Annotated in this window: 22 protein-coding genes and 1 pseudogene; 10 read left to right on the top strand and 13 right to left on the bottom strand. The window is 65.6% G+C overall.

From position 1 onward, the window contains the following. Positions 1-5: 5 nt before the first annotated feature. From VJV41_RS00115 to VJV41_RS00095, 5 genes are read right to left on the bottom strand one after another with little or no spacing between them, the layout of a single operon-like run. Complete coding sequence (locus tag VJV41_RS00115; RefSeq protein WP_325329842.1) at positions 6-1,184, bottom strand: CoA transferase; 1,179 nt, start codon at positions 1,182-1,184, stop codon at positions 6-8. Beyond that, positions 1,177-2,112, bottom strand: coding sequence for an SDR family NAD(P)-dependent oxidoreductase (locus tag VJV41_RS00110; protein ID WP_325329840.1), 936 nt, complete (start codon positions 2,110-2,112; stop codon positions 1,177-1,179). Before VJV41_RS00110 ends, VJV41_RS00115 begins: the two co-directional genes overlap by 8 nt. Beyond that, complete coding sequence (locus tag VJV41_RS00105; protein ID WP_325329838.1) at positions 2,105-3,985, bottom strand: NAD(P)/FAD-dependent oxidoreductase; 1,881 nt, start codon at positions 3,983-3,985, stop codon at positions 2,105-2,107. Before VJV41_RS00105 ends, VJV41_RS00110 begins: the two co-directional genes overlap by 8 nt. Continuing rightward, entirely contained in the window at positions 3,982-5,373 is a 1,392-nt protein-coding gene (locus VJV41_RS00100) for an aromatic ring-hydroxylating dioxygenase subunit alpha (RefSeq protein ID WP_325329837.1), read from the bottom strand. The genes VJV41_RS00105 and VJV41_RS00100 overlap by 4 nt, the downstream gene beginning before the upstream one ends. Continuing rightward, positions 5,370-6,230, bottom strand: a complete 861-nt coding sequence (locus VJV41_RS00095; protein ID WP_325329835.1) for an SDR family oxidoreductase — start codon at positions 6,228-6,230, stop codon at positions 5,370-5,372. Before VJV41_RS00095 ends, VJV41_RS00100 begins: the two co-directional genes overlap by 4 nt. 144 nt (positions 6,231-6,374) lie before the next feature. On the opposite strand from VJV41_RS00095, the gene VJV41_RS00090 reads away from it, so the two are divergent. From VJV41_RS00090 to VJV41_RS00060, 7 genes are read left to right on the top strand one after another with little or no spacing between them, the layout of a single operon-like run. Further along, positions 6,375-7,976, top strand: coding sequence for an SMP-30/gluconolactonase/LRE family protein (locus tag VJV41_RS00090; RefSeq protein ID WP_325329833.1), 1,602 nt, complete (start codon positions 6,375-6,377; stop codon positions 7,974-7,976). Further along, positions 7,973-8,716, top strand: coding sequence for a GntR family transcriptional regulator (locus VJV41_RS00085; protein WP_325329831.1), 744 nt, complete (start codon positions 7,973-7,975; stop codon positions 8,714-8,716). Before VJV41_RS00090 ends, VJV41_RS00085 begins: the two co-directional genes overlap by 4 nt. A 2-nt stretch (positions 8,717-8,718) precedes the next feature. Then, positions 8,719-10,326, top strand: a complete 1,608-nt coding sequence (locus VJV41_RS00080) for an AMP-binding protein (protein WP_325329829.1) — start codon at positions 8,719-8,721, stop codon at positions 10,324-10,326. Between the two features lies 1 nt (position 10,327). Further along, complete coding sequence (locus VJV41_RS00075) at positions 10,328-11,101, top strand: SDR family oxidoreductase (protein WP_325329827.1); 774 nt, start codon at positions 10,328-10,330, stop codon at positions 11,099-11,101. Then, entirely contained in the window at positions 11,098-12,570 is a 1,473-nt protein-coding gene (locus VJV41_RS00070) for a long-chain fatty acid--CoA ligase (protein WP_325329824.1), read from the top strand. Before VJV41_RS00075 ends, VJV41_RS00070 begins: the two co-directional genes overlap by 4 nt. A gap of 18 nt (positions 12,571-12,588) precedes the next feature. Further along, the gene (locus VJV41_RS00065) at positions 12,589-12,867 is read left to right on the top strand and encodes a hypothetical protein (protein ID WP_325329822.1); all 279 of its coding nucleotides are present in this window, start codon (positions 12,589-12,591) and stop codon (positions 12,865-12,867) included. Then, entirely contained in the window at positions 12,867-13,532 is a 666-nt protein-coding gene (locus tag VJV41_RS00060) for an NAD(P)H-binding protein (RefSeq protein WP_325329820.1), read from the top strand. Before VJV41_RS00065 ends, VJV41_RS00060 begins: the two co-directional genes overlap by 1 nt. Here the strand turns inward: VJV41_RS00060 and VJV41_RS00055 are convergent. From VJV41_RS00055 to VJV41_RS00025, 7 genes and pseudogenes are all read right to left on the bottom strand, one after another. Further along, positions 13,510-13,674: pseudogene (locus VJV41_RS00055) on the bottom strand (dihydrodipicolinate reductase); the annotation flags it as partial. The gene VJV41_RS00060 and the pseudogene VJV41_RS00055 sit on opposite strands and share 23 nt — an antisense overlap. 93 nt (positions 13,675-13,767) lie before the next feature. Continuing rightward, positions 13,768-14,214, bottom strand: coding sequence for a type II toxin-antitoxin system Rv0910 family toxin (locus VJV41_RS00050; protein WP_325329818.1), 447 nt, complete (start codon positions 14,212-14,214; stop codon positions 13,768-13,770). 3 nt (positions 14,215-14,217) lie between these two features. Next, positions 14,218-14,397 (bottom strand): antitoxin, encoded by a 180-nt coding sequence (locus tag VJV41_RS00045; protein WP_325329816.1) that lies wholly within the window; start codon positions 14,395-14,397, stop codon positions 14,218-14,220. 9 nt (positions 14,398-14,406) lie between these two features. Continuing rightward, the gene (locus VJV41_RS00040; protein WP_325329814.1) at positions 14,407-16,788 is read right to left on the bottom strand and encodes a cation-translocating P-type ATPase; all 2,382 of its coding nucleotides are present in this window, start codon (positions 16,786-16,788) and stop codon (positions 14,407-14,409) included. Next, on the bottom strand, positions 16,785-18,332 hold the full coding sequence (locus VJV41_RS00035; protein WP_325329812.1) for a serine hydrolase: 1,548 nt from the start codon (positions 18,330-18,332) through the stop codon (positions 16,785-16,787). The genes VJV41_RS00040 and VJV41_RS00035 overlap by 4 nt, the downstream gene beginning before the upstream one ends. A 75-nt stretch (positions 18,333-18,407) precedes the next feature. Beyond that, the gene (locus tag VJV41_RS00030; protein ID WP_325329810.1) at positions 18,408-19,526 is read right to left on the bottom strand and encodes an MBL fold metallo-hydrolase; all 1,119 of its coding nucleotides are present in this window, start codon (positions 19,524-19,526) and stop codon (positions 18,408-18,410) included. Next, the gene (locus tag VJV41_RS00025; protein WP_325329808.1) at positions 19,526-20,257 is read right to left on the bottom strand and encodes an enoyl-CoA hydratase; all 732 of its coding nucleotides are present in this window, start codon (positions 20,255-20,257) and stop codon (positions 19,526-19,528) included. Before VJV41_RS00025 ends, VJV41_RS00030 begins: the two co-directional genes overlap by 1 nt. Before the next feature lie 25 nt (positions 20,258-20,282). Between VJV41_RS00025 and VJV41_RS00020 the strand changes: the two genes are divergently transcribed. From VJV41_RS00020 to VJV41_RS00010, 3 genes are read left to right on the top strand one after another with little or no spacing between them, the layout of a single operon-like run. Beyond that, positions 20,283-21,752, top strand: a complete 1,470-nt coding sequence (locus VJV41_RS00020; RefSeq protein ID WP_325329806.1) for a carboxyl transferase domain-containing protein — start codon at positions 20,283-20,285, stop codon at positions 21,750-21,752. Further along, positions 21,749-22,441 (top strand): alpha/beta hydrolase, encoded by a 693-nt coding sequence (locus VJV41_RS00015; protein WP_325329804.1) that lies wholly within the window; start codon positions 21,749-21,751, stop codon positions 22,439-22,441. The genes VJV41_RS00020 and VJV41_RS00015 overlap by 4 nt, the downstream gene beginning before the upstream one ends. Before the next feature lie 24 nt (positions 22,442-22,465). Continuing rightward, positions 22,466-23,149, top strand: coding sequence for a hypothetical protein (locus VJV41_RS00010; RefSeq protein ID WP_325329856.1), 684 nt, complete (start codon positions 22,466-22,468; stop codon positions 23,147-23,149). Here the strand turns inward: VJV41_RS00010 and VJV41_RS00005 are convergent. Continuing rightward, on the bottom strand, positions 23,146-23,943 hold a 798-nt coding region (locus VJV41_RS00005; protein ID WP_325329802.1), incomplete at its 5' end, for an HNH endonuclease signature motif containing protein. The genes VJV41_RS00010 and VJV41_RS00005 overlap by 4 nt on opposite strands.

The following is a 23,943-nucleotide window of genomic DNA, read 5'->3' as shown; positions in this document are numbered from 1 at the left end:
GTCGCCTATCCCGATTCCAATGCCCGCTCGACGTCCTGGGCGCCGAGCCCGAGGTCGGCGAGCACCCGGTCGGTGTCCTCGCCCAGGAGCGGGGCGGGACCGGCAACTCGCCCGGGGGTGCGTGAAAACCACGTCGGCACACCGGGAAAGCGGACGGGACCATGGGGCGTGTCTACGGTCTCGAACAGACCGACCGCCTTCAAGTGCGGATGGTCGAACAAGGCGTCAGGGGTGTTCAGCGGAGCGGCAGGGATCTCGAGTTCACGGAACAGTGCCAGCCACTCGGCGGTGGTGCGCTCCTTCATTGTCTCCGCGACGAGTCCGTACACGGTATCGATTTGGCGGGCCCGCCGTTCCAGCGTGGAGTAGAGATCGGTGGCCCACGCCGGACGCACGGCGCCGATGAACGCGTTCCAGTGCTTGTCGTTGTAGATCAGCGCGGCGATGTAGCCGTCGCTGGTGCGATAGGGGCGGCGATTGGGCGCCACCGTCCGAGGATAGACGGCCGGACCGAGCGGCGGGTCGAACATTGCGCCGTTGGCATGTTCGACCAGCATGAACGAGGCCATCGTCTCGAACATGGCGACTTCCACCTCCTGACCCTCCCCGGTCCGCTCTCGGTGGAAGAGCGCCATCATCGTGGCGTAGAGCGCAGTCAGCCCGGCGACCTTGTCGACCATGATCGTGCCGACGTAGTTGGCTTCACCCGTCAGCTGTTCCTGGACAGCCGGAATGCCGCACTCGGCCTGAATGGTGTCGTCGTAGGCAGGCAGATCCCGCTCGGGCCCACGCCGGCCGTAGCCGTAGCAGTTGGTGTAGACGATGTTCGGGTTGATTGCAGCGACCTGTTCATAGCCGAAGCCGAGCTTGACGATCGCCTTGGACCGCATGGAGTGGATGAAGACGTCGGCCTCCAACAGGAGTGCGCGAAGTGCGGTCTTGCCCGTCTCGGAGCGCAGGTCCAACACCACGCTTCGCTTGCCGCGGTTCACGTTGACGAAGACACCGCTCATTCCCGGCGCGGGCCCGACCGAGATGTAGCGGGTGTTATCGCCCTCGGGCGGCTCGATCTTGATCACCTCGGCGCCCATGTCGGCCATGATCTGGGTGCAGTACGGCCCCATCACCATCGCGGTGAGGTCGACCACAAGCACACCGGCGAGCGGCCCTGTGCCGCTAGCCATGGTTCACCCCCTCCAGGGTGCCCTGCTTGGCCATCGCGAAGCTGTAGCGGATGTGGTCGCCGTGGCCGTCCGGTGCCGCGGGGAAGGTGACCGGTTCGGACATATCGCGGATCGCGGCGATGTGTTCACCCACGTCCGCGATCGACCACGACGGTCGGTACACCCCTGGCGACTCGGTGACCACGGCCTTGGCCACCCGACCGGCAAGCGCGACGAGCATTTCGCCGGTGATGGAACAGGATTCGTGTGCGAGCCAAGCCACTACGGGCGCTACCAACTCCGGTCCCATCGGCGGGTAGGCGGAGGTGTCGATGCCATCGGCCATTCGGGTCACGGCCGCGGGCACGATGACATTGCTCTTCACACCGCGCGGTGCACCTTCGATCGCGGCGACGTTGGACAGACCGATCACGCCCGCCTTGCCGACGGCGTAGTTCGCCACCTCGTGATTGCCGTACAGACCGCCGATCGATGACGTGAGCACGATGCGGCCATAGCCGGCTTCGCACATCAGCGGAAAGGCCGGGCGCACAACGTGAAAGGCACCTCGCAGGTGAACGTCCAGAACCGCTTCGAAGTCGTCGTAGGTCATCTCCTTCAACGACGCCGGACGGACGTTGCCTGCGTTGTGAATCAGGATGTCGATGCGGCCGTAGCGTTCCAACGCCGTATCGATGATCGCCCTGCCGCCCGCCGGGGTCGCCACTGAATCGGTATTGGCAACGGCTTCAGCGCCATTCGCGATGATCTCACGCACCACCTCGTGGGCCGGCCCCATATCGGCGCCGGCTCCGGTTGGGCTGCCGACCGGATCGTTGACGACGACCTTCGCCCCCTGCACCGCCAGCAACAGGGCGTACGAGCGGCCCAGCCCCCTGCCGCCTCCGGTGATGACCGCGACCCGGTCGTCGAACCTCAGGTCAGACATCTATTTTTCCGAGAACCAAGCCGTCCAGATCACCCTTCTCGCGCCACTCCTTCAGGAGATCGTCGAAGACGTAGAAGCCGGGCATGTACGGTTCGCCGAGGTGTGACCGGATGCCTTCTCCTCCGCCGCCGCCTTCGTTGTTGTAATAGCCGGGCGTACACGACAGATCGAATGCCGATGTGTCAACCGTGGTTTCGCGGATTGTCTTGATCCACTCGTCCTGACCCTCTTGGCTCGGCTCTACCGTTGTGGCACCGCGCTTGTTGGCTTCGGAGACGATGTAGGCGATGTGCTCGGCCTGCTGCTCGAGCATCGCAGTGGTGTTCGCGGCCACTCCTCCCTGGATGAAGCCGGTATGGAATTGGTTGGGGAAACCGCGGCTGGTCATGCCGTGCAGCGTCTTATAGCTGTCTCGCCAATGATCAAACAAGGACACGCCGTCGCGGCCCTCGATCACGTCGATCGCGTATCGGCGGCTGATCTCGGTCGTGATCTCGAAGCCGCTGGCATAGATGATGCAGTCGACCTCATATTCGACACCGCCTGCGACGACACCCTTTTCGGCGATCCGTTCCACACCCTTGGAGTCCGAGACGTCGACCAGGGTGACGTTCGGGCGGTTGAATGTAGTCAGATACTCGTCGTTGGAACACGGCCGCTTGCATAGGAACCGGTAGTACGGCTTGAGCGCCTCCGCAGTCTCGGGGTCCTCGACGAGACCTTCAATCCGGCGACGCAGACGCTCCATCAGCCTGTAGTCTTCTTCTTCGCGCAGGGCCATGATCTGCTCGATGGTTACCGAGGCGGGATCGTCCATGGCCGCGATGCGTGCGGTCATGTTGCGGCCCAGTTCGGTCCAGAAGTCGCAAACCTGATCCGGCGCGTCGAACACGACGCCTTCGAAGGGACTCCAGCGATGGAAATTGCGCTGGCGCTCCTTCTGCCAACCCGGCTTCAGGGACTTCGCCCATTCGGGATCGGTTGGTGTGTTGCCCCGCGAGTCGACAGAGGACGGTGTCCGCTGAAAGACGTATAGGTGCTGGGCGTCACGGCCGAGGAAGGGAACCACCTGAATGCCGGTCGCGCCTGTGCCGACGAGCGCGACGCGTTTGTCGGCCAGCTTGTCCAGCCCACCGGCCGAGTCCCCGCCCGTGTACTCGTAATCCCAGCGGGACGAGTGGAACTGGTGCCCCTTGAACTCCTCGATCCCCGGTATGCCGGGTAGCTTCGGCCGGTTGAACGAACCGTTCGTCATCACGACGAAGCGGGCCCGGATGTCGTCGCCGCGATCCGTGCTGATCCGCCACCGCTCGATCTCGTCGTCCCAGCGCAGCGCGCGGACTTCCGTCGAGAAGATCGCGGAATCGTAGAGGCCGAAATGCTTTCCGATGCGTCGGCAGTGTTCCCAGATCTCGGAGCCATCCGCGTACTTCTTCGACGGCACGTAATCGAGCTCTTCGAGCAACGGTATGTAGCAATAGGCGTCGTTGTCGCACTGGATGCCGGGAAAGCGGTTCCAGTACCAGACACCGCCGAAATCGCCGCCCATCTCGATGACCCTGACGTCTTCGACACCGGCCTTCTTCAGGTAGGCGCCGGACAACAAACCTGCAATGCCGCCACCGAGAACAGCGACGTTGATGTCCTCCGAGATCGGATCGCGGACCACCGGCGGGGTGTACGGGTCGATTTCGTAGAACGTGGCAAGCTCGCCGGTCAATTCGATGTACTGCTTGGAACCGTCCGGGCGCAGCCGCTTTTCGCGCTCCAGCTGATACTTCTCGCGTAGCCCGGGGATGTCGATGTCGTCCGGCGTCTGAGTCGGCGCACATCCGCCCTTCCCCGTCGCTTCGCTCGCCCCAAGCACGGTCATCGAACGTCCTCCTTCGTGAGCTCTCGGGGTTCTCCGACGCCCATGTACTTGGACAGCTGGTGGTGAAGATTGACCGTGCTGCGTTCGCGGTACGGATTGGGCTTGGTGCCAGGGAAGCCCAGGGACTTCATGCCCTGCTGCACTGCGGCCATGTTGGAGAAGTCCTGCGGCAACACCGACAGCCAGCGCGGATCACCCACCGGCGTGTAAACCCACTCCGTCTGTGGCTCTTGATCTTTCGGATAGAGCTCGAATACTGCGACCTCGAAGATGCACTTGTTCGGGTCGTAGCTCGGATCCGGCCGGGCGCCGTAGCACAACGCGCTCGTCAGGCCCTGGCCGATCTGGAAGTTCGGGAAGATCTGCCACGCGGTGCCGCTCTGCCCGAGGATGTCGGCGGGAATCGTCGGCCAGATCACCCCGCGGGCTTCATCATCGCGGCGTGCCGAAGTCAGCCAATGCTCCAAAACCTTGTCCGCGGGTGTGCCCTCCGGCAGTTCATTCACCAGCCGCTTGGCCGCGTTCACCAGCGTCTGCGTCGTGGTGGCGTTCGTCTCCTCCATCGTGTAGACCTGCATTTCGGCGGTGGAGATCCGCGGATCACCTGTTCCCAGGCGGATTTTCGACTTCGTTTCCTCCAGGTCGTCGGGCGCGTCGTAGCCGATGTTGCTGTGCTTGCCCTGCGCCTTGGCCCAGCCTTTGAATTCACCGAACTTGTTGAACTCCGGATGGGTGGTGAAGACGTGATACGTCTCGTTGAAGGCCTCCATCGCGACCTTCCAGTTGCAGTCGAAGTTCAACCACTTACGCCACTTGTAGCGCATGTTCTCCAGCCCGAAGGGATCCAGAATCTTCGCGGCGGGAAACAGGTAGTCCATCAGCGGTTCGCAGTCGGGATCCATGTTGATCCACAGCCAGCCGCCCCAGGTGTCGACGTTGACCCGGGCCAGGTGGGTGTTCTCCGGTGTCAGCGCGCCCTTCCAGTCGTCCTGCTCGCGGATGTGCGTGCACGCACCGTCGAGGCCGTACGTCCAGCCGTGGAACCCGCAGGCGAATGACTTGCGGGTCCGGCCTCGGGCGTTTTTGGCCCCTTCGGGCGTGTCGATGAGCCGGCGGCCGCGGTGCATACAGACGTTGTGGTGGGCGCCAAAAGCCGGCGATGAGTTCCCGAGGCCCGTCCGCACCACGAGGATGGAGTCGTCGAGGATGTCGTAGGTCAGGTAGTTGCCGACCTCCGGTATCTCCTCGACCCGGCCGACCTGCTGCCAGACCTTCCGCCACAGCTTGTCGCGCTCCGCGCGGGCGTAATCCTCCGAAACGTAGGCCTCCACCGGGATCGTCGTCGATTCCGAGAATTCCTCCGGCGCTTGGATTTCCGTATCAGTCATGCTTCCTCTTTCTCAAACCGACTGATGGATCGTCTGAACGATTCGTCTTTCAGGAACAGCGAGGTGTTGTCGGCACCGAGGTGGGTCCATTTGAGGTTCAGTCCGCCGTCGACGAGCAGGGTCTGGCCGGTGATGTAGCTCGACAGGTCCGACAGCAGAAACAGGATGGCGCCCGCCTGTTCTTCGGGCCGTGCGCGCCGTCCCATCGCGATCGCCTGGCGGTCGCGCTCGGGATCCTCGTCTGTGTAGGTCCGCGACGCCGCGGTTTCGGTCACCCCCGGTGCAATCGCGTTGACGCGGATGTTGTCCAGCGCCAATTCGACGGCCATCGTGCGGGTCATCGCCGCGACGGCGGCCTTGGCCGTGCCGTAGGCAATATGGAACGGCGCAGTGCTCATGCCGCTGATCGAAGAAATCGAGACGATCGAGCCCGGATTCCCGTTCCTGCGCACCTCAGCGGCGACGGCCTGGCTCATGAAGAACGCGGTCTCGAGGTTCTGGGTGAACAGTGCGCGCCAGTCGTCGCGAGTCACCCGGGTCGAGGGCATCCACGTCGACGGGTCGGCACCACCGGCGACGTTGACAAGGCCGTAGAGGTTGCCCTCGGTCCGGCGCACCTCGTCGATCACAGCGGCGATGCCGTCGTCGGTGGCGGCGTCGGCGGCCACGGTCACGATCGAGAGCCCCTTGCCGATCAGTGGGCCGACATGTTCGTCGAGGTTCTCCTGGTTGCGGCTGACGGCCACGACGGTCGCGCCCGCCGATGCGGCCAGCTCGGTCACCGTGGTGCCGATGCCGCCGCCTCCGGCGCCCGATACCACGACGATTCGGCCGTCCAGCCTCAGGAGATCGCTCATCGGATCGCCTATTTGTCCGGACAACCAATGTAGCTCTGCATATTGCAGAACACTATTCCGCAGGCGTTATCGGCTCGTCAAGGCCAGTCGATATGCAATGCGAACTATTGTCTGGACTAAGTCTCCTTGCTAACGTCCGAGGTCATGACTGCATCCGTCCTTCAGTCCCGGTACCCGGCCGCGAATCCGTCCGTCGCCGAGGGCTGGCGCCTCGAGCGGCTTACCGCACCGAGCCGCTTGTTCGGTGCGAACGGGTTGCGCACCGGGCCCGACGGCCGCATCTATGTCGCGCAGGTGACCGGCAGCCAGATCAGCGCCCTGGATCTGGCGACCGGACAGCTGGACACCGTGAGCCCGAAGGGCGGCGACATCATCGCTCCCGACGACGTCGCGTTCGACCCGAGCGGAAACCTCTATGCGACCGAGGTCATGGACGGCCGAGTCAGCGTGCGCGATACGGCCGGCCGCACCTGTGTGCTGCGCGACGACCTTCCGTGCGCGAACGGCATCACCGTGCACGCCGGACGGTTGTTCATCGGCGAATGCCGCGAGGGCGGGCGGCTGGTGGAACTCGACCGCAATGGCGGTGCGCCGCGCATGCTGGCTGAGAACCTGCCGTCGCCCAATGCGATGGAGGTCGGCCCCGACGGGCTGCTGTACTTCCCGCTGATGACGGCCAATGAGATCTGGCGGATCGACCCGGACGGCGGTGAGCCGCAGCGTGTTTCGGGTGATCTGGGTGTGCCCGACTCGGTGAAGTTCGACTCCGAGGGCTACATCGTGTCCACGCAGGTGGCCAGCGGGCAGGTGCTGCGCATCGATCCGCGCACTGGCTCGCAGACCGTACTGGCGCAGCTCAATCCGGGGCTGGACAACCTGACGTTCGTCGGCGACCGGTTGTTCGTCTCGAACTTCACCGGCGAAATCAGCGAGATTTTCGGCGGCGGCGAGACGCGTACCCTGCTGGCGGGCGGGCTGAACTGGCCGCTGGATCTCGCGGTCGGCGACGACGACACCCTGTACGTTGCCGACGGCACCTACTTCTACGCGGTCGGTGACGACGGGTCGCTGCGCACGGTCGGAATGCTGTTCTCCGCAGGCTATCCGGGCTTTCTGCGAGGCCTGGCCGCCGCCGGTGCCGGCGAGTTCGTCGTGACGACCTCCGGCGGGCAGGTCACCCGGTACCGGCCTGCAGCCGCCGAAAGCGAGGTTCTCGCAGATGGATTCGACCAGTTGTACGGCGTCGCAATCGGCGGCGATGGGGTGGTGTTCGCTGAACTTGGCACCGGACGGGTGCTGTCGGTCCGGTCCGGCAATGTCGATGTGCTCGCGTCGGGCTTGCACGACCCGGTGGGTGTGGCGATCGCCTCCGACGGTGCCCCGCTGGTGGCGGAGTCGGGCGCCGGGCGCGTCGTGCGGCTGACCGGCTCGGGCGCTGACACGGTGGTTGACGGGCTGCAGCGCCCCCAGGGCATCCTCGTTGCCGGCGGCCGGCTCTACATCGTCGACGTCGGAGCCAAGGAAGTGATCGCGTTCGACCTGGACACCAAGTCCCGCATCACGATCGCGTCGGGACTACCGGTGGGTCCCCCGCCCGGCGTGGAACCCAAACCGCTCAAGGGCATGCCGCCGTTCTCCGGCCCGCAGGGACCGTTCGCCGGCATCACGATCGGGCGGGACGGCACCCTCTACGTTTCGGCCGACGGCGACGGAAGCGTGCTGGCGTTGCGCCGGGTCGAGAGATGACGGTCAGCCCGGCTGACCACCGGTACCTTCAGGTCGCGCGCACGCTGCGAAAGGAGATCGTCGACGGCGTCTACCCGGTCGGCTCGCAACTGCCCACCGAGCACGAGTTGTGCGAGCGGTTCGAGGTCAGCCGCTACACCGTTCGGGAGGCGCTGCGGCGACTGCGCGAGGACAACCTCGTCGCATCGCGGCCTCGTGCCGGCACGCTCGTGGTTCCCCGGCGCGCGACGAATTCGTATGCGCAGGACGTGATGTCGATCAACGACCTGCTCGCGTTCGCATCCGGTGCGCAATTCGAGATCGAATCCAACGCGATGGTGACGATCGACGACGACCTCGCCGCCCGAACGGGGCTGGCGGTCGGCTCCGAGTGGCTGGCCGTGCGCGGCTACCGGCAGGCGGACGGCACATCCGCACCCGTCTGCCGAACCGAGTACTACATCAACCGCGCATTCGCCGCGGTTGGCCGGCTACTGCACCGCCACTCCGGTGCGATCTTCCCGTTGATCGAGGACTTGTTCGGCGTGAGCATTGTGGAAGTGCATCAAGAAATCTCTGCGATCGTCACGTCCCAGGAGTTGGCCCGGGGCCTCAAGGTCGACGCCGGCAGCGCCGCGCTGGCCATGCAGCGCACGTACAGGACGTCCGACGGCGAGGTCGCCCAGGTCACCATCAACACGCATCCCGCGTCGCGATACCGGCATTCGATGACCATGCGCCGGGTCAAGGGTCAGGTCTGACGATGCGGATCGACGAGCAACGGACGGCCGACGCGTACCGGCGTGGGCTATGGGTCCGCACCACGCTCGCCGACTCCTTGCGTGACGCCGCGTCGAACACGCCTGAGCGAATCATGCTGGTGGACGGCGATATTCGGCTCGATTGCAAGAATCTTCATCAGCAGGCGACCACGCTCGCGCAGACTCTGATGGCGCGAATGCCTGCCGGCAGCGTGGTGTCATTCATGCTGCCGAATTGGCATGAGGCTGCGGTGATCTACCTTGCCGCGACGCTGGCGGGCATGGTGGTGAATCCCATCCTGCCGTCACTGCGCGACCGTGAGCTGCAGTTCATCCTGTCCGACGCGGACAGCCGGATGATCTTCATTCCCGAGCAGTTTCACGGACACGACTACGCGTCGATGCTTGGCCGAGTCACCGCCGAGATCGCCTCACCACCCGAGGTCGTCCTGCTGCGTGCCCGCGAACGTTCCGTACCGCTCGAAAAAACACCGAGAAGTCGAGAGGTACGGAACGTTCGCGGGCACACGTCGTACCGGTCACTGTTCACCGAGCCGCCGACGGTCGGCCTACCGGTGCTCGATCCCGATACCGTGGGAATGATCCTGTACACGTCGGGCACGACCGGACGGCCCAAAGGCGTTCTGCACACCCATAATTCGATTCACGCATTGATCCGTCAAATCGGCGAACATTGGCTGGTCTCTCCAGGCGACAAGTTCCTGGTGCCTTCGCCGATCGCGCACATCGGCGGTTCGATCTACGCGTTCGAGTGTCCGCTGCTGCTGGGCACGACGGCGGTGCTGATGGAGCGCTGGGACGCCGACGACGCCGTCGCGATGATGCAGACCGAGCGTTGCACGCACATGGCGGGCGCCACACCGTTTCTGACCGGACTGTTGGCCGCGGCAGAGCGCGCAAGCACACGGTTGCCGGACTTGAAGGTGTTCATCTGCGGCGGTGCGTCGGTGCCGCCGTCGCTGATCCGCCAATCCGCTGCATATTTCGAGCAAGCAGCGGTGACACGGGTGTACGGCTCGACGGAGGTCCCCGTCATGACCGTGGGCGCGCTGCACGATATCGAGCACGCGGCGGACACGGACGGGCGCCCCGGCATCGCCGACGTCAGACTGATCGAGGGCGAGATACGGGCGGAGGGGCCGCAGATGCTGGTCGGGTATCTGCACTCGGAGGATGAGCGCGAATCGTTCGATGCCGACGGGTATTTCCGCACAGGCGACCTCGGTCAATGGGTGGATGACGAGTATCTCGTCGTCACCGGCCGCGCCAAGGACATCATCATCCGCAACGGCGAGAACATCTCCCCGAAAGAGGTTGAGGACATCCTCGTCAGCCGCCTGGGCATCGCCGAGATCGCGATCGTGGGACTGCCCGACGAGCGCACAGGCGAGCGCGCCTGCGCCGTGCTCGTCATGTCCGACCAGCCCGGCCCCGACGTCGATGCGCTGCGCGAGGTGCTGGATGCGCACGGCGTGGCCAAGTTCAAGGTCCCTGAGCAGGTGGTGGTGTGGGACGCCCTGCCGAAGAACGACGCCGGAAAGGTGTTGAAGCATCAGATCCGGGCGGCGCTGACGAAGGTGGACGTGTGAGATGCAGGTAGCGATTGTGACGGGCGCGAGCAGCGGCATCGGTTTCGGATGCGCGACGAAGCTCGCGGAGATGGGAATGGCCGTCGTCGGAACCGGACGCGACGAAGCCAGGCTGGCCGAGCTGGAGAAGGCCATCGATGATCCCGAGCGGGTCGCAACACTTGCTGTCGACCTCACCGCGGACGATGCCCCGCAACGCATCGTCGACGTGGCGGTCGAGCGGTGGGGACACATCGACTTCCTCATCAATAACGCAGGCGTCGGCAGCCCCAAGCCATTGCACGAGACCGACGACGAAAGCCTGGACCATTTCCTGGGTTTGATGCTGCGAGCGCCGTTCCGGCTGGCGCGTGACGTGCTGCCGCACATGCGGCCCGGCTCGGCGATCGTCAACGTGACGTCGACATTCGCGGTCGTGGGTGGGCTGCGGGGCGGCGCCTATTCCGCGGCCAAGGGCGGCCTGACCGCGCTGACCACGCATATTGCCTGCCAGTATGGGCCGCAGGGAATTCGTTGCAACGCAGTGGCGCCCGGCGTGACCGTCACCCCGATGGTGGCCACTCGCCTCGAGGATGAGCGGTTTCGCAAGATGAATACCGAGATGACGCCGTATCCACGGTTGGGCACGATCGACGACATCGCGAGCACGGTGGCGTTCCTGTGCTCTGACGGCGGGAGCTTCATCAACGGGCAGACCATCGTCGTCGATGGTGGCTGGAGTTCGACGAAGTATCTGTCGGACTTCGCGCTCACATCGGAGTGGGTTGCCCGTTGAACCTGTTCGCCCTGCTCGACCAGGCCGCCAACCGTTTCGGTGATCGCGGCGCACTGTATCTCGGTGAACACCAACGTAATACATGGAGCGAACTGCGGGATCGGGCATTGCGACTGGCATCCTCGATCAGTCAGCTCGGCCCGTCCGGCGCACGCATCGCCGTCGCGAGCGAGAACTGCCCCGAGATCGTCGAGCTGATGTATGCGATCTGGGCGGCCGAGCGGGTGTTCGTCCCGATCAACTACAAGCTGCATCCACGCGAGATGGAGCAGATCCTCGATGACGCCGGCGTGACGCAAGTATTCGCGTCGGCGAAGATCGCCGCGGGACTAGGGCCGTTGACCGAGGTTCCAATCGAGGCCATCGGGTCGGATTCCTACGAGAGCCGTTTCGGTGCAACGGCGTCGACGCCGCCGAAGAACACCGACCCGGCGACGTTGGCGTGGCTGTTCTACACCAGCGGAACGACGGGCCGGTCGAAGGGCGCGATGCTGTCGCACCGCAACCTGATGGCGATGACCTTGTCTCATCTAGCGGACTTCGATGCGCCCGACGAGAACTGCAGCCTCATCCACGGCGCGCCCATGTCACATGGCTCGGGCCTGTACGTCCCGCCGTATGTGCTGCGCGGCGCGCGGCAGGTGGTGCCTGCGTCGGGCGGGTTCGAACCCGACGAGTTCCTCGACCTCTGCGAATATCACCCCGGCTGCAGCGCCTTTCTCGCACCGACGATGGTGCAGCGTCTGGTGCAAACCGGACGGCCGCGTCCACGCAATTTGAAGACGGCGGTGTACGGCGGCGGCCCGATGTACGTCGACAGCCTGAAGAAGGCGATGGCGGCGTTCGGGCCGATCTTCGTCCAGCTCTACGGCCAGGGTGAAGCGCCGATGACGATCACCGGTCTCCGTCGAGCCGATCACGTCGGCGGGGACGACGCGATTCTGGGGTCGGTGGGTTACGCGCGGTCCGGTGTCGATGTCGCGGTGCTGCGGGACGACGGCACGCCTGCCGCGATCGACGAGATCGGTGAGATCGTCTGCCGCGGCGATGTTGTGATGTCGGGCTATTGGAAGAACCCCGACGCTACTGCGGCGACGCTGACGGACGGCTGGCTGCACACCGGCGACATGGGTTCCTTCGACGCGAGAGGGTTCTTGACGCTGCGTGACCGCTCCAAGGACGTGGTGATCAGCGGCGGGAGCAACATCTACCCGCGCGAGGTAGAAGAGGTACTGGTCGGACACCCGGATGTTTCGGAGGCATGCGTCGTCGGCGCGCCCGACGAGGAGTGGGGCGAGGTCGTGGTCGCGTTCATCGTCGGCTCGGCCTCGGCGGCTGAGCTCGACGCTCACCTGCTTGAACGCATCGCGCGGTTCAAGCGACCCAAACGCTACGAGTTCATCGACGAGCTGCCGAAGAACAGCTACGGCAAGGTGCTCAAACGGGAGCTGCGCGCTCGCCTGCAATGACATCCGTAGCATTGCGACATGAGCGTTCTCGACTCTCCGATCCCGCGCTTTCACCTGGCCATGCCGGTCGACGGCCACGACGTTCCAGTCCCCCACTTCGGGCTGATCCTGACGATTCCCGAGTTCCACAAGCTCGCCGATCGGCTCCGGGCGTCGAACGTCGACTTCGTCATCGAGCCATACGTGCGGTTCGAGGGAGAGACCGGAGAACAGTGGACGATGTTCCTGCTCGACCCCGCCGGTAATGCCCTGGAGTTCAAGGCGTTCGCCGATGACTCACAGGTGTTCACGGCCTGATGCGCGTCGTCATCGCCGGTGGGCACGGCAAAATCGCCCTGATCCTGGAACGGCTTCTCGCTCAACGCGCCGACTCCGTCGCCGGCTTCATCCGCAATCCCGACCATGCCGCAGACCTGGAAGCCGCGGGCGCGCAGCCATTGGTGGTTGACCTGGAGAGCGCCTCGGTCGATGAGATCGCGTCACACCTCGACGGCGCCGACGCCGTCGTCTTCGCCGCCGGTGCGGGCCCGGGCAGCGGCGCCGCGCGCAAGGAGACAGTCGACCGCGATGCAGCGATCCTGTTGGCCGATGCCGCCGAGGCGGCGAAAGTCAGCCGCTACGTGATGATCTCAGCGATGGGTGCGGACGCCGAGGCGCGAGACGGCGCCGGCGACCCAGTGTTCGTGGCATACCTGCGGGCCAAGGGCGCTGCCGACAACAACGTCCGAGCACGGAAGGGACTCAAGTCGACGATCGTGCGGCCAGGTCACCTGACGAACGATCCGGGAACGGGGCGAGTACAGATTGCGGACAACACCGGGCGCGGCGACATCCCCCGCGCGGACGTAGCAGCTGTCTTGCTCGCGGTTCTGGACACGCCCGCCACCGCCGGTCACACGTTCGACTTGATCTCGGGTGATACCCCGATCACTGACGCTGTCACCACATCGACCCGCGGATGATTTCGGCTTGCGGAATGTCTTCCACGGCAATCAATCCCTTGGGAGCGCAGCAGATCCAGTCGATCGCATTGACCACGCGGGCGGCGGTCGAAATACATCCCGCATCGGTGGCATCGAGCACCGGATCGGAAACGTGAGTATGTCGTGCTGTTCAGTTCTCCCACTGGCGTGCGAGCAGACGCAAAAGTCCCCGACACGCCGCGAGAATGGGGCCTTTTGCGTCTTCTCGCGCTGATTAGGCCGGCGCGAAGACCGACTTGAAGCGGTTCAGCGAATCCCTGATGTCACCCTTGAGCGCGACGGCGACCACCATGCCGATCGGGCCGAACAACGCGGGCCCGCCGAGGTGCACGTCGAACGTGACCGTCGACCCCTCAGGGTCGTTCTTGGCGGGCTTGACCTTCCCGATCAGCTTGACTTTGACGCCCCCCTTGCCGTCGCCGTTGAGCGTCATCGCCGCCGGCGGGTTGTAGTGGACGATGGTCCACTTGATCCGGTTGGGCATGCCCTTGACCTCGACGATGGACTCGAGGACCGTGCCCTTCTCGAGGGTTTCGGGCAGCTTGCTACGCCAGACCCGGTGAATGCTCAGCCATTCCTTGTACCGGGACAGATCAGAGGCGCACTCCCACGCCTTCTCCGGCGGCAGCGGTACGTCGACGGAGACGGAAAGTTTGGCCATACGTCAGTCTTGCGGAGGCGTCTTGTCCACGGCCTTCTTGGCGGCGTCCTGCACCTTGTCGACTTGCTGGGTGTACTTACCCTGCGTCTTCTGGTCGACGATGTCGCCGGCCTTGTCGATCGCGCTGTCGACCGCGCCCTTGTTCTTCGAGGCCAGGTCTTTCAGTTTGTCCAGAAATCCCATGGCCTTACCCTACAACTGCTTCCAGAGGCGTCGGCGTTCTCCGAGAATCCGTCCCTGTACCCACCAAACGACCTCGATAATCGCTGCTCCGGCCACGCCGATTCCCAGCGCTATCGATGTCATCGCCACGTTCGAGGTATCCAGCATGAACGTTTTCTGCGCCAGCGGGATGGCAAAAATCACGACGTAGGCCAGGCCGGACACCGCGACCAACGCGACCCGCCACCATTGGTAGGGCCGCGCCACGACGGCCAGCACCCAGATCGCGGTCACAATCAGCGTGATGAGCGCCGCTGTCGACGCCTGCGTTTGCTCAGCCGCGCTTGCTTCGCGGCCCTGATAAGCGGCCAGGTATGAGATGAACGTCGCGGTGCCGACCACGAGCCCCGACGGCAGCGCCGACGTCATCACCCGCCGTACGAAACCGGTCTGCGCCCGCTCGTTGTTGGGGGCCAGCGAGAGGATGAACGCCGGGATGCCGATGGTGAACCACGCCGCGATCGTGACGTGGATCGGCTGGAACGGGAACAGCAGCGGATCAGAATGGAACAGCTTGGAGGCCAGGCCTGCAAATCCCACCAGAACCGCCAGCAGCACCGAGTAAACGGTCTTGGTGAGGAACAGATTCGAGACTCGCTCGATGTTCCCGATCACCCTACGGCCCTCGCCGACGACATACGGCAGCGTGGCGAACTTGTTGTCCAGCAACACAATCTGAGCTACCGCGCGTGATGCCGAGCTGCCCGAGCCCATCGCAACCCCGATGTCGGCGTCCTTGAGCGCCAGCACATCGTTGACGCCGTCGCCCGTCATCGCCACGGTGTGACCCCGGGACTGCAGCGCATGCACCATCGCGCGCTTCTGGTCCGGCCGCACCCGGCCGAACGTCGTGTACTCGTCGAGAGTGGCGGCCAACTGTTCTTGGTCTTCTGGCAGCTGCCGAGCGTCTAGTGTCTGACCTTCTAAGCCGAGCGTTCCCGCCACCGCCCCCACCGATACCGCGTTGTCGCCCGAGATCACCTTGATCGAGACCTTCTGGGCCGCAAAGTAATCCAGCGTATCGCGGGCATCGGGGCGGACACGCTGTTCGAGCACGACCAGCGCCACCGGTGTGACCGCACCCGGCGCGTCGGCGCCGTCGACCGGCAAATCGCTCGACGCGAGGAGCAGCACCCGAAGGCCCAACGCTCCGATCTGCTCGGCTTGTTCGGCAGCCGCCGACCCGGGTTCGAGCAGCACGTCGGGGGCACCGATCACCCAGTTACCGTGCTCGCCGTACGACGCGCCGCTCCACTTGGTGGCCGACTTGAACGGCGCGACCGCGGTGCGCGCCCAACCGGGCGGCATCTTGTACGCCTCGGCGATGGCCTGCATGCTCGCGTTGGGTCTCTGATCGTCGGCGGCGAGCTGCGCGAGGATGTCGCCGACGGCACCTTCGTCGAGCCGCTTGAGATCCGAGACGCGCATACCGTTTTCGGTCAGCGTGCCGGTCTTGTCGGCGCACACCACGTCGACACGGGCGAGCCCCTCGATGGCGGGCAGCTCGTTGACCAGACACTGTCGCCTGCCGAGGCGGATGACCCCGACGGCGAACGCGAGCGATGTCATCAGCACCAATCCCTCGGGCACCATCGGCACCAGCGCGCCGACCATCGCAAGCACGGCGCGGCGCCATCCGACGTCGGTGGTGAACAGCTGGGTGTAGATGGTGAGCAGGCCTGCGGGGATGAGCAGGTACGTGATGAATTGCAGGATCTTGTTGATGCCACTACGCAATTCGGACTTCACCAGCGCGTACTTGCTTGCTTCCTCAGCGAGCTTGGCGGCGTAGGCGTCGCGGCCGACCTTGGTGGCGCGGTAGGCCCCGCTGCCCGCGACCACGAAGCTGCCCGACATCACGGTATCGCCCGCATCCTTGTCGATCGGGTCGGCCTCGCCGGTCAGCAGTGACTCGTCGACCTCGAGATTGCTCTCCTCGACGACTTCGCCGTCGACGACGATCTGATCCCCTGGCCCGAGTTCGATGATGTCGTCGAGAACGACCTGGCTGGGCAATAACGCCTTCGTCCCGGATTGCCGGCGTACCAACGGCTTCGCCTGTCCGACGATGGCCAATTTGTCCAACGTCTGCTTTGCGCGCAGCTCCTGAACGATGCCGATCGCGCTGTTGGCGATGATCAGTATTCCAAACGCGCCGTTGATGATCGAACCGGTGGACAACACGATGACGAGCAGCACCCCGAGGATGGCGTTGATCCGGGTGAACACATTGGCGCGGACGATCTCGGATACGCTGCGCGCCGCGCGGGTCGGCACGTCGTTGGTCTTGCCTTCAGTTACACGCTGGGCGACTTCGGCGTCTGTGAGACCGGCGGCTAGGACGACGGTCATCGGGTGAACGTTCCGAAGCTGTCGTAGTACTCGAGCGTGAGCCTGTTGCCGTCGAAGGTGGCCTTGGAAATCGTTCCCGGCGGCGCGTTTTCGGTGACGAAGCTGAACGTGAAGGTGTTGCCGTCCCAGTGCTCGAGCGGGACCGTCAACTTGGGCCCGAGAGCGAGCTGCAACCTTCCGTCTTTCTCGGTGATGCGCGCCGGGCCCCAGTAGTCGTTGTTGTAGGTGCCGACATAGGAGGCCAACGGCGCGGCCGGCGCGGGATTGGTCGGCGGCTTCTGTCCCACAAGCGAACCCGTCGGCTGCTCCATCTTCTTGAAGATGTCGCTGTAGAGCTTGTACCAGTCCTCGCGGACCTCACCGAACTGGACGAGGTCGGCGAATTCGGCGGTAAGCGATTCCGGCACACCGGATGGTGTGGCGTTGGTGAGCGCGACGATCGCCACGTCGGCCGACGGCAGGATGACGAAATTGGTTCCCGACCCCAGTTCGAACGCCCCGGAGTGGCTGAGCTCCATCCGGGCCGCCGACGTCGAGCCGACGTTGAAGCCGTATCCGTAGAAGCCCGAGCGCATCGCGGGCTCGGTGGCAGCGCTCGAAACGATCTGCGGTGTCACAGCCGGCAAGAGTGCCTTGGAGTCGACGATCTGCTTGCCGTCGTGGCTGCCATTGGCCAGCACCATTGCCAGCCATCGGGTCATGTCGTTCACCGAGGAGCTGACCCCGCCCGCGGGGGCTTCGGGATCGGGTTCGCGGACATAGCGCGGTTCGTAGCGGCCGTCGATGTGGATGTGGCCGACCGCGCGGTCCTTACGGGCTTCGTAGTCGGCGAACCGGTAACTCGTCGACGCCATGCCCAGCGGCCGGAACACCACGTCGTCGGCGAGGTCTTCCCACGTCTTGCCTGCGCTCACCGCGACCGCTTCGGCACCCGCGGTCAATCCGAAGTTGGTGTAGGCGTAAGAGATTCGGAACGGATCCAGCGGCAGCTGCCGAAGATGTTCGAGCACATAGCGCCGGTCGTAGCCGAGGTCTTCGAGCGTGTCGCCGGCATGATCGGGCAGGCCGGAGCGATGCGCGAACATGTCGCCGACGCTGACCATGTTCGTGACGGCCGGGTCGGACAGCGCGAACCACGGCAGCTTGGAGACGATCGGCGTGTCCCATCCGATCGCGTTCACGCCGACCTGGTGCGCGACGACTGTCGAACTCAGCGACTTGGAAAGGGACGCGAGCTGAAAAACAGTGTCTGGGTCCACCGTTTCACCGCTGCGCACGTCTTTGACCCCGAAACCCTTGGCGTACACGGTTTTTCCGCCGTGAACGACCGCGACCGCCATCCCGGGGATGCCCGACTTCTTCATCAGCTCGTCCGCCATGCCGTCGAGCTTCTTCACCGCGTTGTCGACGGCGTTGTCGGGCAGCGGCATCGCCGGCACCAGCGGCGGCGGCACGTCGGATGGCACAGGCAGGGCCTGCTTGTCCGAGCTGCAGCCCGCGATCAGCAGCAACGCAACGACCGCGACCCGCGCGACTGCATTCATGCCTTGCACCGTAACGGCTAACCGTCACAGAGCGGCGTTATACGGCGCCTGTGCGACGAGATCGAAGACGACCTACTACTGCCACCACGCCGAGGAATCACGTGCCGTGTCGGGATCGACACGCTCGCCTGGCTTGGGGACCACCACCCGTACATGCGCCGGGTCCGCGGCGGCCAGAAGCCGTTCAACCGGTTCGGACCACGGATGCGGCGCCAGCCGAAACGTCGCCCAGTGGATCGGCACCAGAAGGCCCGAGCCGGCCTCCGCGATGTCGAGATGAGCGCGCACCGCTTCTTCTGGGTTCATGTGGATGTCCGGCCATGCCGGGTGATAGGCGCCGATCGGCAGCAGCGTCAGGTCGAAAGGCCCGTGATCCACCCCGATTTCGGTGAAGCTCTTGGTGTATCCGGTGTCGCCGCCGAAGAAGGCCCGATGGTGCGGGCCGGCGATCACCCACGACGCCCACAGCGTGGTGTCGCGAGTGAACAGGCGACCGGAAAAGTGCCGAGCCGGGGTGCACACCAGAGTCAGGTCGCCGATCTGATGGCCTTCGTTCCAGTCGAGTTCGACGATGCGGCTCTCCGGTATCCCCCACTTACGTAGGTGCGCGCCGACGCCGAGTGGCACCACGAACGGTGCGCGCTGCGTGCGGGCCAGGCCGATGATCGTGTCGATGTCGAGGTGGTCGTAGTGATCGTGACTGATCACCACCGCGTCGACGGCGGGCAGCGCCTCCAGCGGCAGCGGCACCTCGTGCATGCGCTGCGGCCCGACGGTCCGCGACGGCGAGCACCGTTGACTCCAGATCGGGTCGGCCAGCACCCGGTAGCCGTCGACCTCGATCAGCGCCGCGGAGTGCCCGTACCAGCTCACCGCCAGGCGCGCCGGTGCGGCATCGGCGGGCGACGGCACTGCCAGCGGGATCGGCCCAGGCGGGCGCCCGACGGTGTGGATGCCGATGAGTTCGCGCATCAACATGCGGCGTTCCTCGGTATCGAGCTTGACCCCCGACGGCGGGTCGACGTTGACGAACGTGCCGTCCTGAAAGTGCGGCGACCGTTTCGCCACGGCTTCGATCTCTGCAGGCGACGCGCCCAGCGAGGCAGGTGTGCCGCTCAGCGCGCGCACAAGCCAGCCGCCGGCCAACAACGAAGCCGTGCCGAACCCGAAGCGCAGGGCCGCACGCACCACCATCAGACTCCTTGAAAGTTCGGTGGCCGCTTCTGGACTCTCGCGACCTGTGCCTCGATGACGTCTTGACTACCCCACGCCTTGTCAAACAACTCTTTGTGGACCTGTCCTTGTTCCTCGTAGGCGCCGTCGTCGTTGAGCACCCGTTTGGCGTGCCGCAGGGTCAGCGGGGCAAGCTCGGAGATCTCCTGGGCCCACTCCTGGGCGTCGGCGAGTGTGCCGATGCGGTTGGCCATCCCAGTCTGCAGCGCGGCGTCGGCGGTGAGCTTCTCGGCGGCCAGCAGCATCGCGCGGGTGCGACCGTAGCCGGCCAGCGACGTCAGCCGCCGGATGCTCCAGTTATCCAGGGCGAGACCGTATTTCGCGATCGGGAACTGAAAGTAGGCCTCGGGCGCGACGACGCGGAGGTCGCAGACCATGGCCAGTTGCACCCCCGCACCGATGGCCGGTCCGTTGATCGCCGCGATGACGGGGACCGGCGTGGCATCGATCGCCTTGTTCAAGGCGATCGCCTTGTCGGGGAAGTCGGCGGCGAACACGTCGCCAGACAGGTCGGCGCCGGCGCAGAAGACGGTGCCCTGCCCGGTGAGCACGATGGCCCGGATGTCCTGTTCGGCCGCGTGCTCGACCGCCTCGCGGAGGCCGTCGACGAGTTCGCTGTTGAGCGCGTTGCGTCGTTCCGGACGCTGCAGTTCCAGGGTTATCACGTGGCCGTCGCGGGTCACACCAATCATGCCGCAACCCTATTAGCCTCGACATGTGAGCCGGATCGGTGCCCTCCAGCTACGTGACGCCGTACTGGACGACGGGTCGTACCTCAGCTGGGACAGCGCACCGCTGGTCACGGCAACGGATGATGCGTATAGCCGCGACCTCACCGCCGCCGCCGAGGCCACCGGCCTTGATGAGTCGGTGATAACGGGCGAGGGGATGGTGTTCGGCCGCCGCGTCGCGCTGGTGGCATGCGAATTCGACTTCCTGGCCGGGTCGATCGGAGTCGCTGCCGCCGAGCGGATCACCGCCGCCGTCGAGCGCGCCACCGCCGAGCGGCTGCCGCTATTGGCCTCGCCGAGTTCCGGCGGCACCCGCATGCAAGAAGGCACCGTCGCGTTCCTGCAGATGGTCAAGATCGCGGCGGCGGTCGAACTGCACAAGCGAGCGCATTTGCCCTATCTGGTCTACCTGCGGCATCCGACCACCGGCGGAGTCTTCGCGTCGTGGGGTTCGCTCGGCCACGTCACCGCGGCCGAACCGGGCGCGCTCATCGGATTCCTCGGCCCGCGAGTCTACGAACATCTCTACGGTGAACCGTTTCCCGCCGGCATCCAGACCGCGGAGAACCTGCACCGGCACGGTGTCATCGACGGAGTGGTGCCGCTCGAGGCAGTTCGCTCCACGCTGAATCGGGCACTCACGGTCGTCGCCGACCCGCCGGAGCCGCCACCACCGGCGCCCGAGCCGAGGCCGCTTCCGGACGTACCCGCGTGGGAGTCAGTGGAGGCGTCGCGTCGCGCGGACCGGCCCGGCGTCGAGTATCTGCTGCGGCACGGTACGACGGAGCGGGTGCTGTTGTCCGGGACAGAGCGCGGTGAGGCCGCCACCATGCTGCTGGCGCTGGCGCGGTTCGGCGGACAGCCCGCGGTCGTGCTCGGCCAGCAGCGGGTCGTCGGAGGCTTGGTGGGGCCGGCGGCGCTGCGGGAGGCGCGCCGCGGCATGGCGCTTGCGGCTGGGCTGAAGCTGCCGCTGGTGCTGGTCATCGACACGGCCGGGCCAGCGCTGTCGGCCGAGGCCGAGCAGGGCGGACTCGCCGGTGAGATCGCCCGTTGTTTGGCCGAGCTCGTCACGCTGGACACACCGACCGTGTCGGTGCTGCTCGGTCAGGGCAGCGGCGGGCCGGCGCTCGCGATGGTGCCTGCCGACCGCGTGCTGGCCGCGCTGCACGGCTGGCTAGCGCCACTGCCACCGGAAGGCGCGAGCGCGATCGTGTTCCGCGATGTCGACCATGCTCCGGAACTAGCTGCGGCCCAAGGCATTCGATCGGCCGACCTGCTGCGGCACGGCATCGTCGACGCGATCGTCCCGGAATATCCCGACGCCGCCGATGAGCCGATGGAGTTCACCCAGCGGCTGTCGGCCACGATCGCCAACGAGCTGCATCAATTGCGTTCGGCGCCCGCCGATCAGCGGTTCTCGGCCCGATTGACACGCTACCGACGAATCGGACTGTGAAACCAACGCTGCTGTTCGTGCACAGCCCGGTGGTCGGGCCGGCGACGTGGGCGCAAGCTGCGGACAGGCTGCGGCGCAACGGGTTTCGGTGTGTGGTACCCGATCTGACGAAGGTGGTGTCGGCGGGTCCTCCGTTCTACCAGCGGCTTGCCGCCGCGGCCGCACACGGTGTCAGCGACGGCAGGTCGGTGGTGGTGATCGGGCACAGTGCCGCAGGGGCGTTGGTGCCCGCGATCGCCGAAGCAGTCGTCGGACCCGTGCGGGCCGTGTTCGTCGACGCGCAGCTGCCTCGCCCGGGTCTCAGCTGGTTCGACACCGCGCCGCAACCGCTGCGCGAGCAGTTGCGCGGCATGGCCGACGGCGGCGTGCTACCGCCGTGGAACGAGTGGTTCCCGCCGGGCGCGATCGAGGAGTTGGTGCCCGACGAGGCGCTGCGGCGCAAGTTCCTTGCCGAGATCCCACGACTGCCGCTGGCCTACTTCGAGGAGCCGTCGCCGGTGACCCGCCGCCTAGGCCGGCGGTGGGGATACCTGCGGTTCAGTGCCTCCTATGATGACGCGGCCGACGAGGCGGAACAGCGTGGTTGGTGGGTGGCCCGCCGCGACTGGGACCACCTGCGGATGCTCACCGATCCCGCGGCGGTCGCCGACCTTATCGCGCAGGCGATTTCCGCGACAGCCTCGGCGTGATGGCATGCTGGATTTGTGGCGCCAATGTTTGAGTTCGCGGGCCACTTCTGGTGGCTGATCTTCCCGTTCATGGGCGCGATCGGCGGAGCCGTGCGAGCGGTCGTCGTGGCCAATGAGCACCGGGCGCAGCGGCGGCTCGAGCGATACCGCATCAAGCAGGAGACCAAGGTCGCGCTGGCCGAGGCGTCAGGCCGGGCGCGCACCAACAAGGACGCGTATCGCCGCGAGATGACAAAGGTGCTGCAGCGCCACGACCGCACCGACGCGCGCTGGCTGGACTACGAGATCGACATCGCCAAACTGCTCGACTTTCCGTTGATGACGGATATGCGCGATCCCCTGACCGTCGCCTTCCACAAGGCCAGGAGCCGAGCGGACATGCTGCGTCCGGAAACCGTCGACGACATCCTCGGGGACAGGGACGCCCAGCTCGGATACCGCGACGCGGTCGGCGATTACGTCGCTGCGTTCGACGTCGCCGAGTCGGAGGCGATCCGCCGGCGGCGCAGCGACTTCTCCGCCGAGGCGCAGGAACGCCTGGAGCGGGCCCAGCATCTGCTGCGGCTGGCGTCCGACAGCGGGGCGACGCCGCAGGAGCGGCAGAACGCCTACGCCCGTGCGCAGAAGGAACTCGACGGGCTCATCGTGTTGCCAGCGACGACGCGCGCCAGCATCGAGCGCAAGGTCGCCGGCGAGATCGAAGCCTAGGAACCGCCTTCCTCGTCGTCTTCTTCTGGCATGAGGTACCGCTCGGGACGGTGGTAGTTGTTGACTCGTGTTTGGCCGGTGTCCAGGTGGGGTGGTGGGTTCCATTCGGTGGTGCCGTCTTTGCGTTTTCGGGTGGTCCAGCCGCTTTGTTCGATCAGCCGGTTGTCGGGTCCGCAGGCCAGGGTGAGTGTGTTGATGTTGGTTTGGCCATGGGCGGCATCCCAGCCGTCGACGTGGTGGACCTGGGTCCAGTAGCCCGGTGCGGTGCAGCCGGGTCGGGTGCAGCCGCGATCCAGCGCGTGGAGCACGATGCGCTGCCCGGGGGTGGCGAAGCGTTTCGCCCGGCCGCAGTAGAGCTGTTGCGGATCGTGTTTGTCGTAGACCACCAGGTAGTGGTGGCTTTGGGAGGCTTGGCGGATGATGTCGCGCATGGGCAGCAGGCTGCCGCCGGCGGTGACACCGACTCCGGCGGCGGCCTCGAGATCCTGCAACGTCGTCGTCACGATGATCGTGCACGGCAACCCGTTGAGATCACCCAGCTTGCCCGATGCCAACACCGCCCGGCCGATCGCTTTGAGCGCATCGTGATGGCGCTGACCTTGTGAACGCAGATCACCGTGAACTAGGTCGTCGGACGGTTCGCCGTCCACGCGCGGGTTTTCGTCGTCGGGGTTGCACATGCCGGGCGCACCGAGTTTGGCCATGATCGGCTCAAGGGTGGCCGTGCATTCGGCATCGAGGCGCCCGTGCACCTCGGCCATCCCGTCCGGGCCCTGTTTACCGATCGTGAAGTA

The organism is Mycobacterium sp. (assembly GCF_035274705.1).
GTDB lineage: Bacteria > Actinomycetota > Actinomycetes > Mycobacteriales > Mycobacteriaceae > Mycobacterium.
Note: the sequence above shows the minus strand (reverse complement) of the source record. Positions and strands in the feature narration are given on the sequence as shown.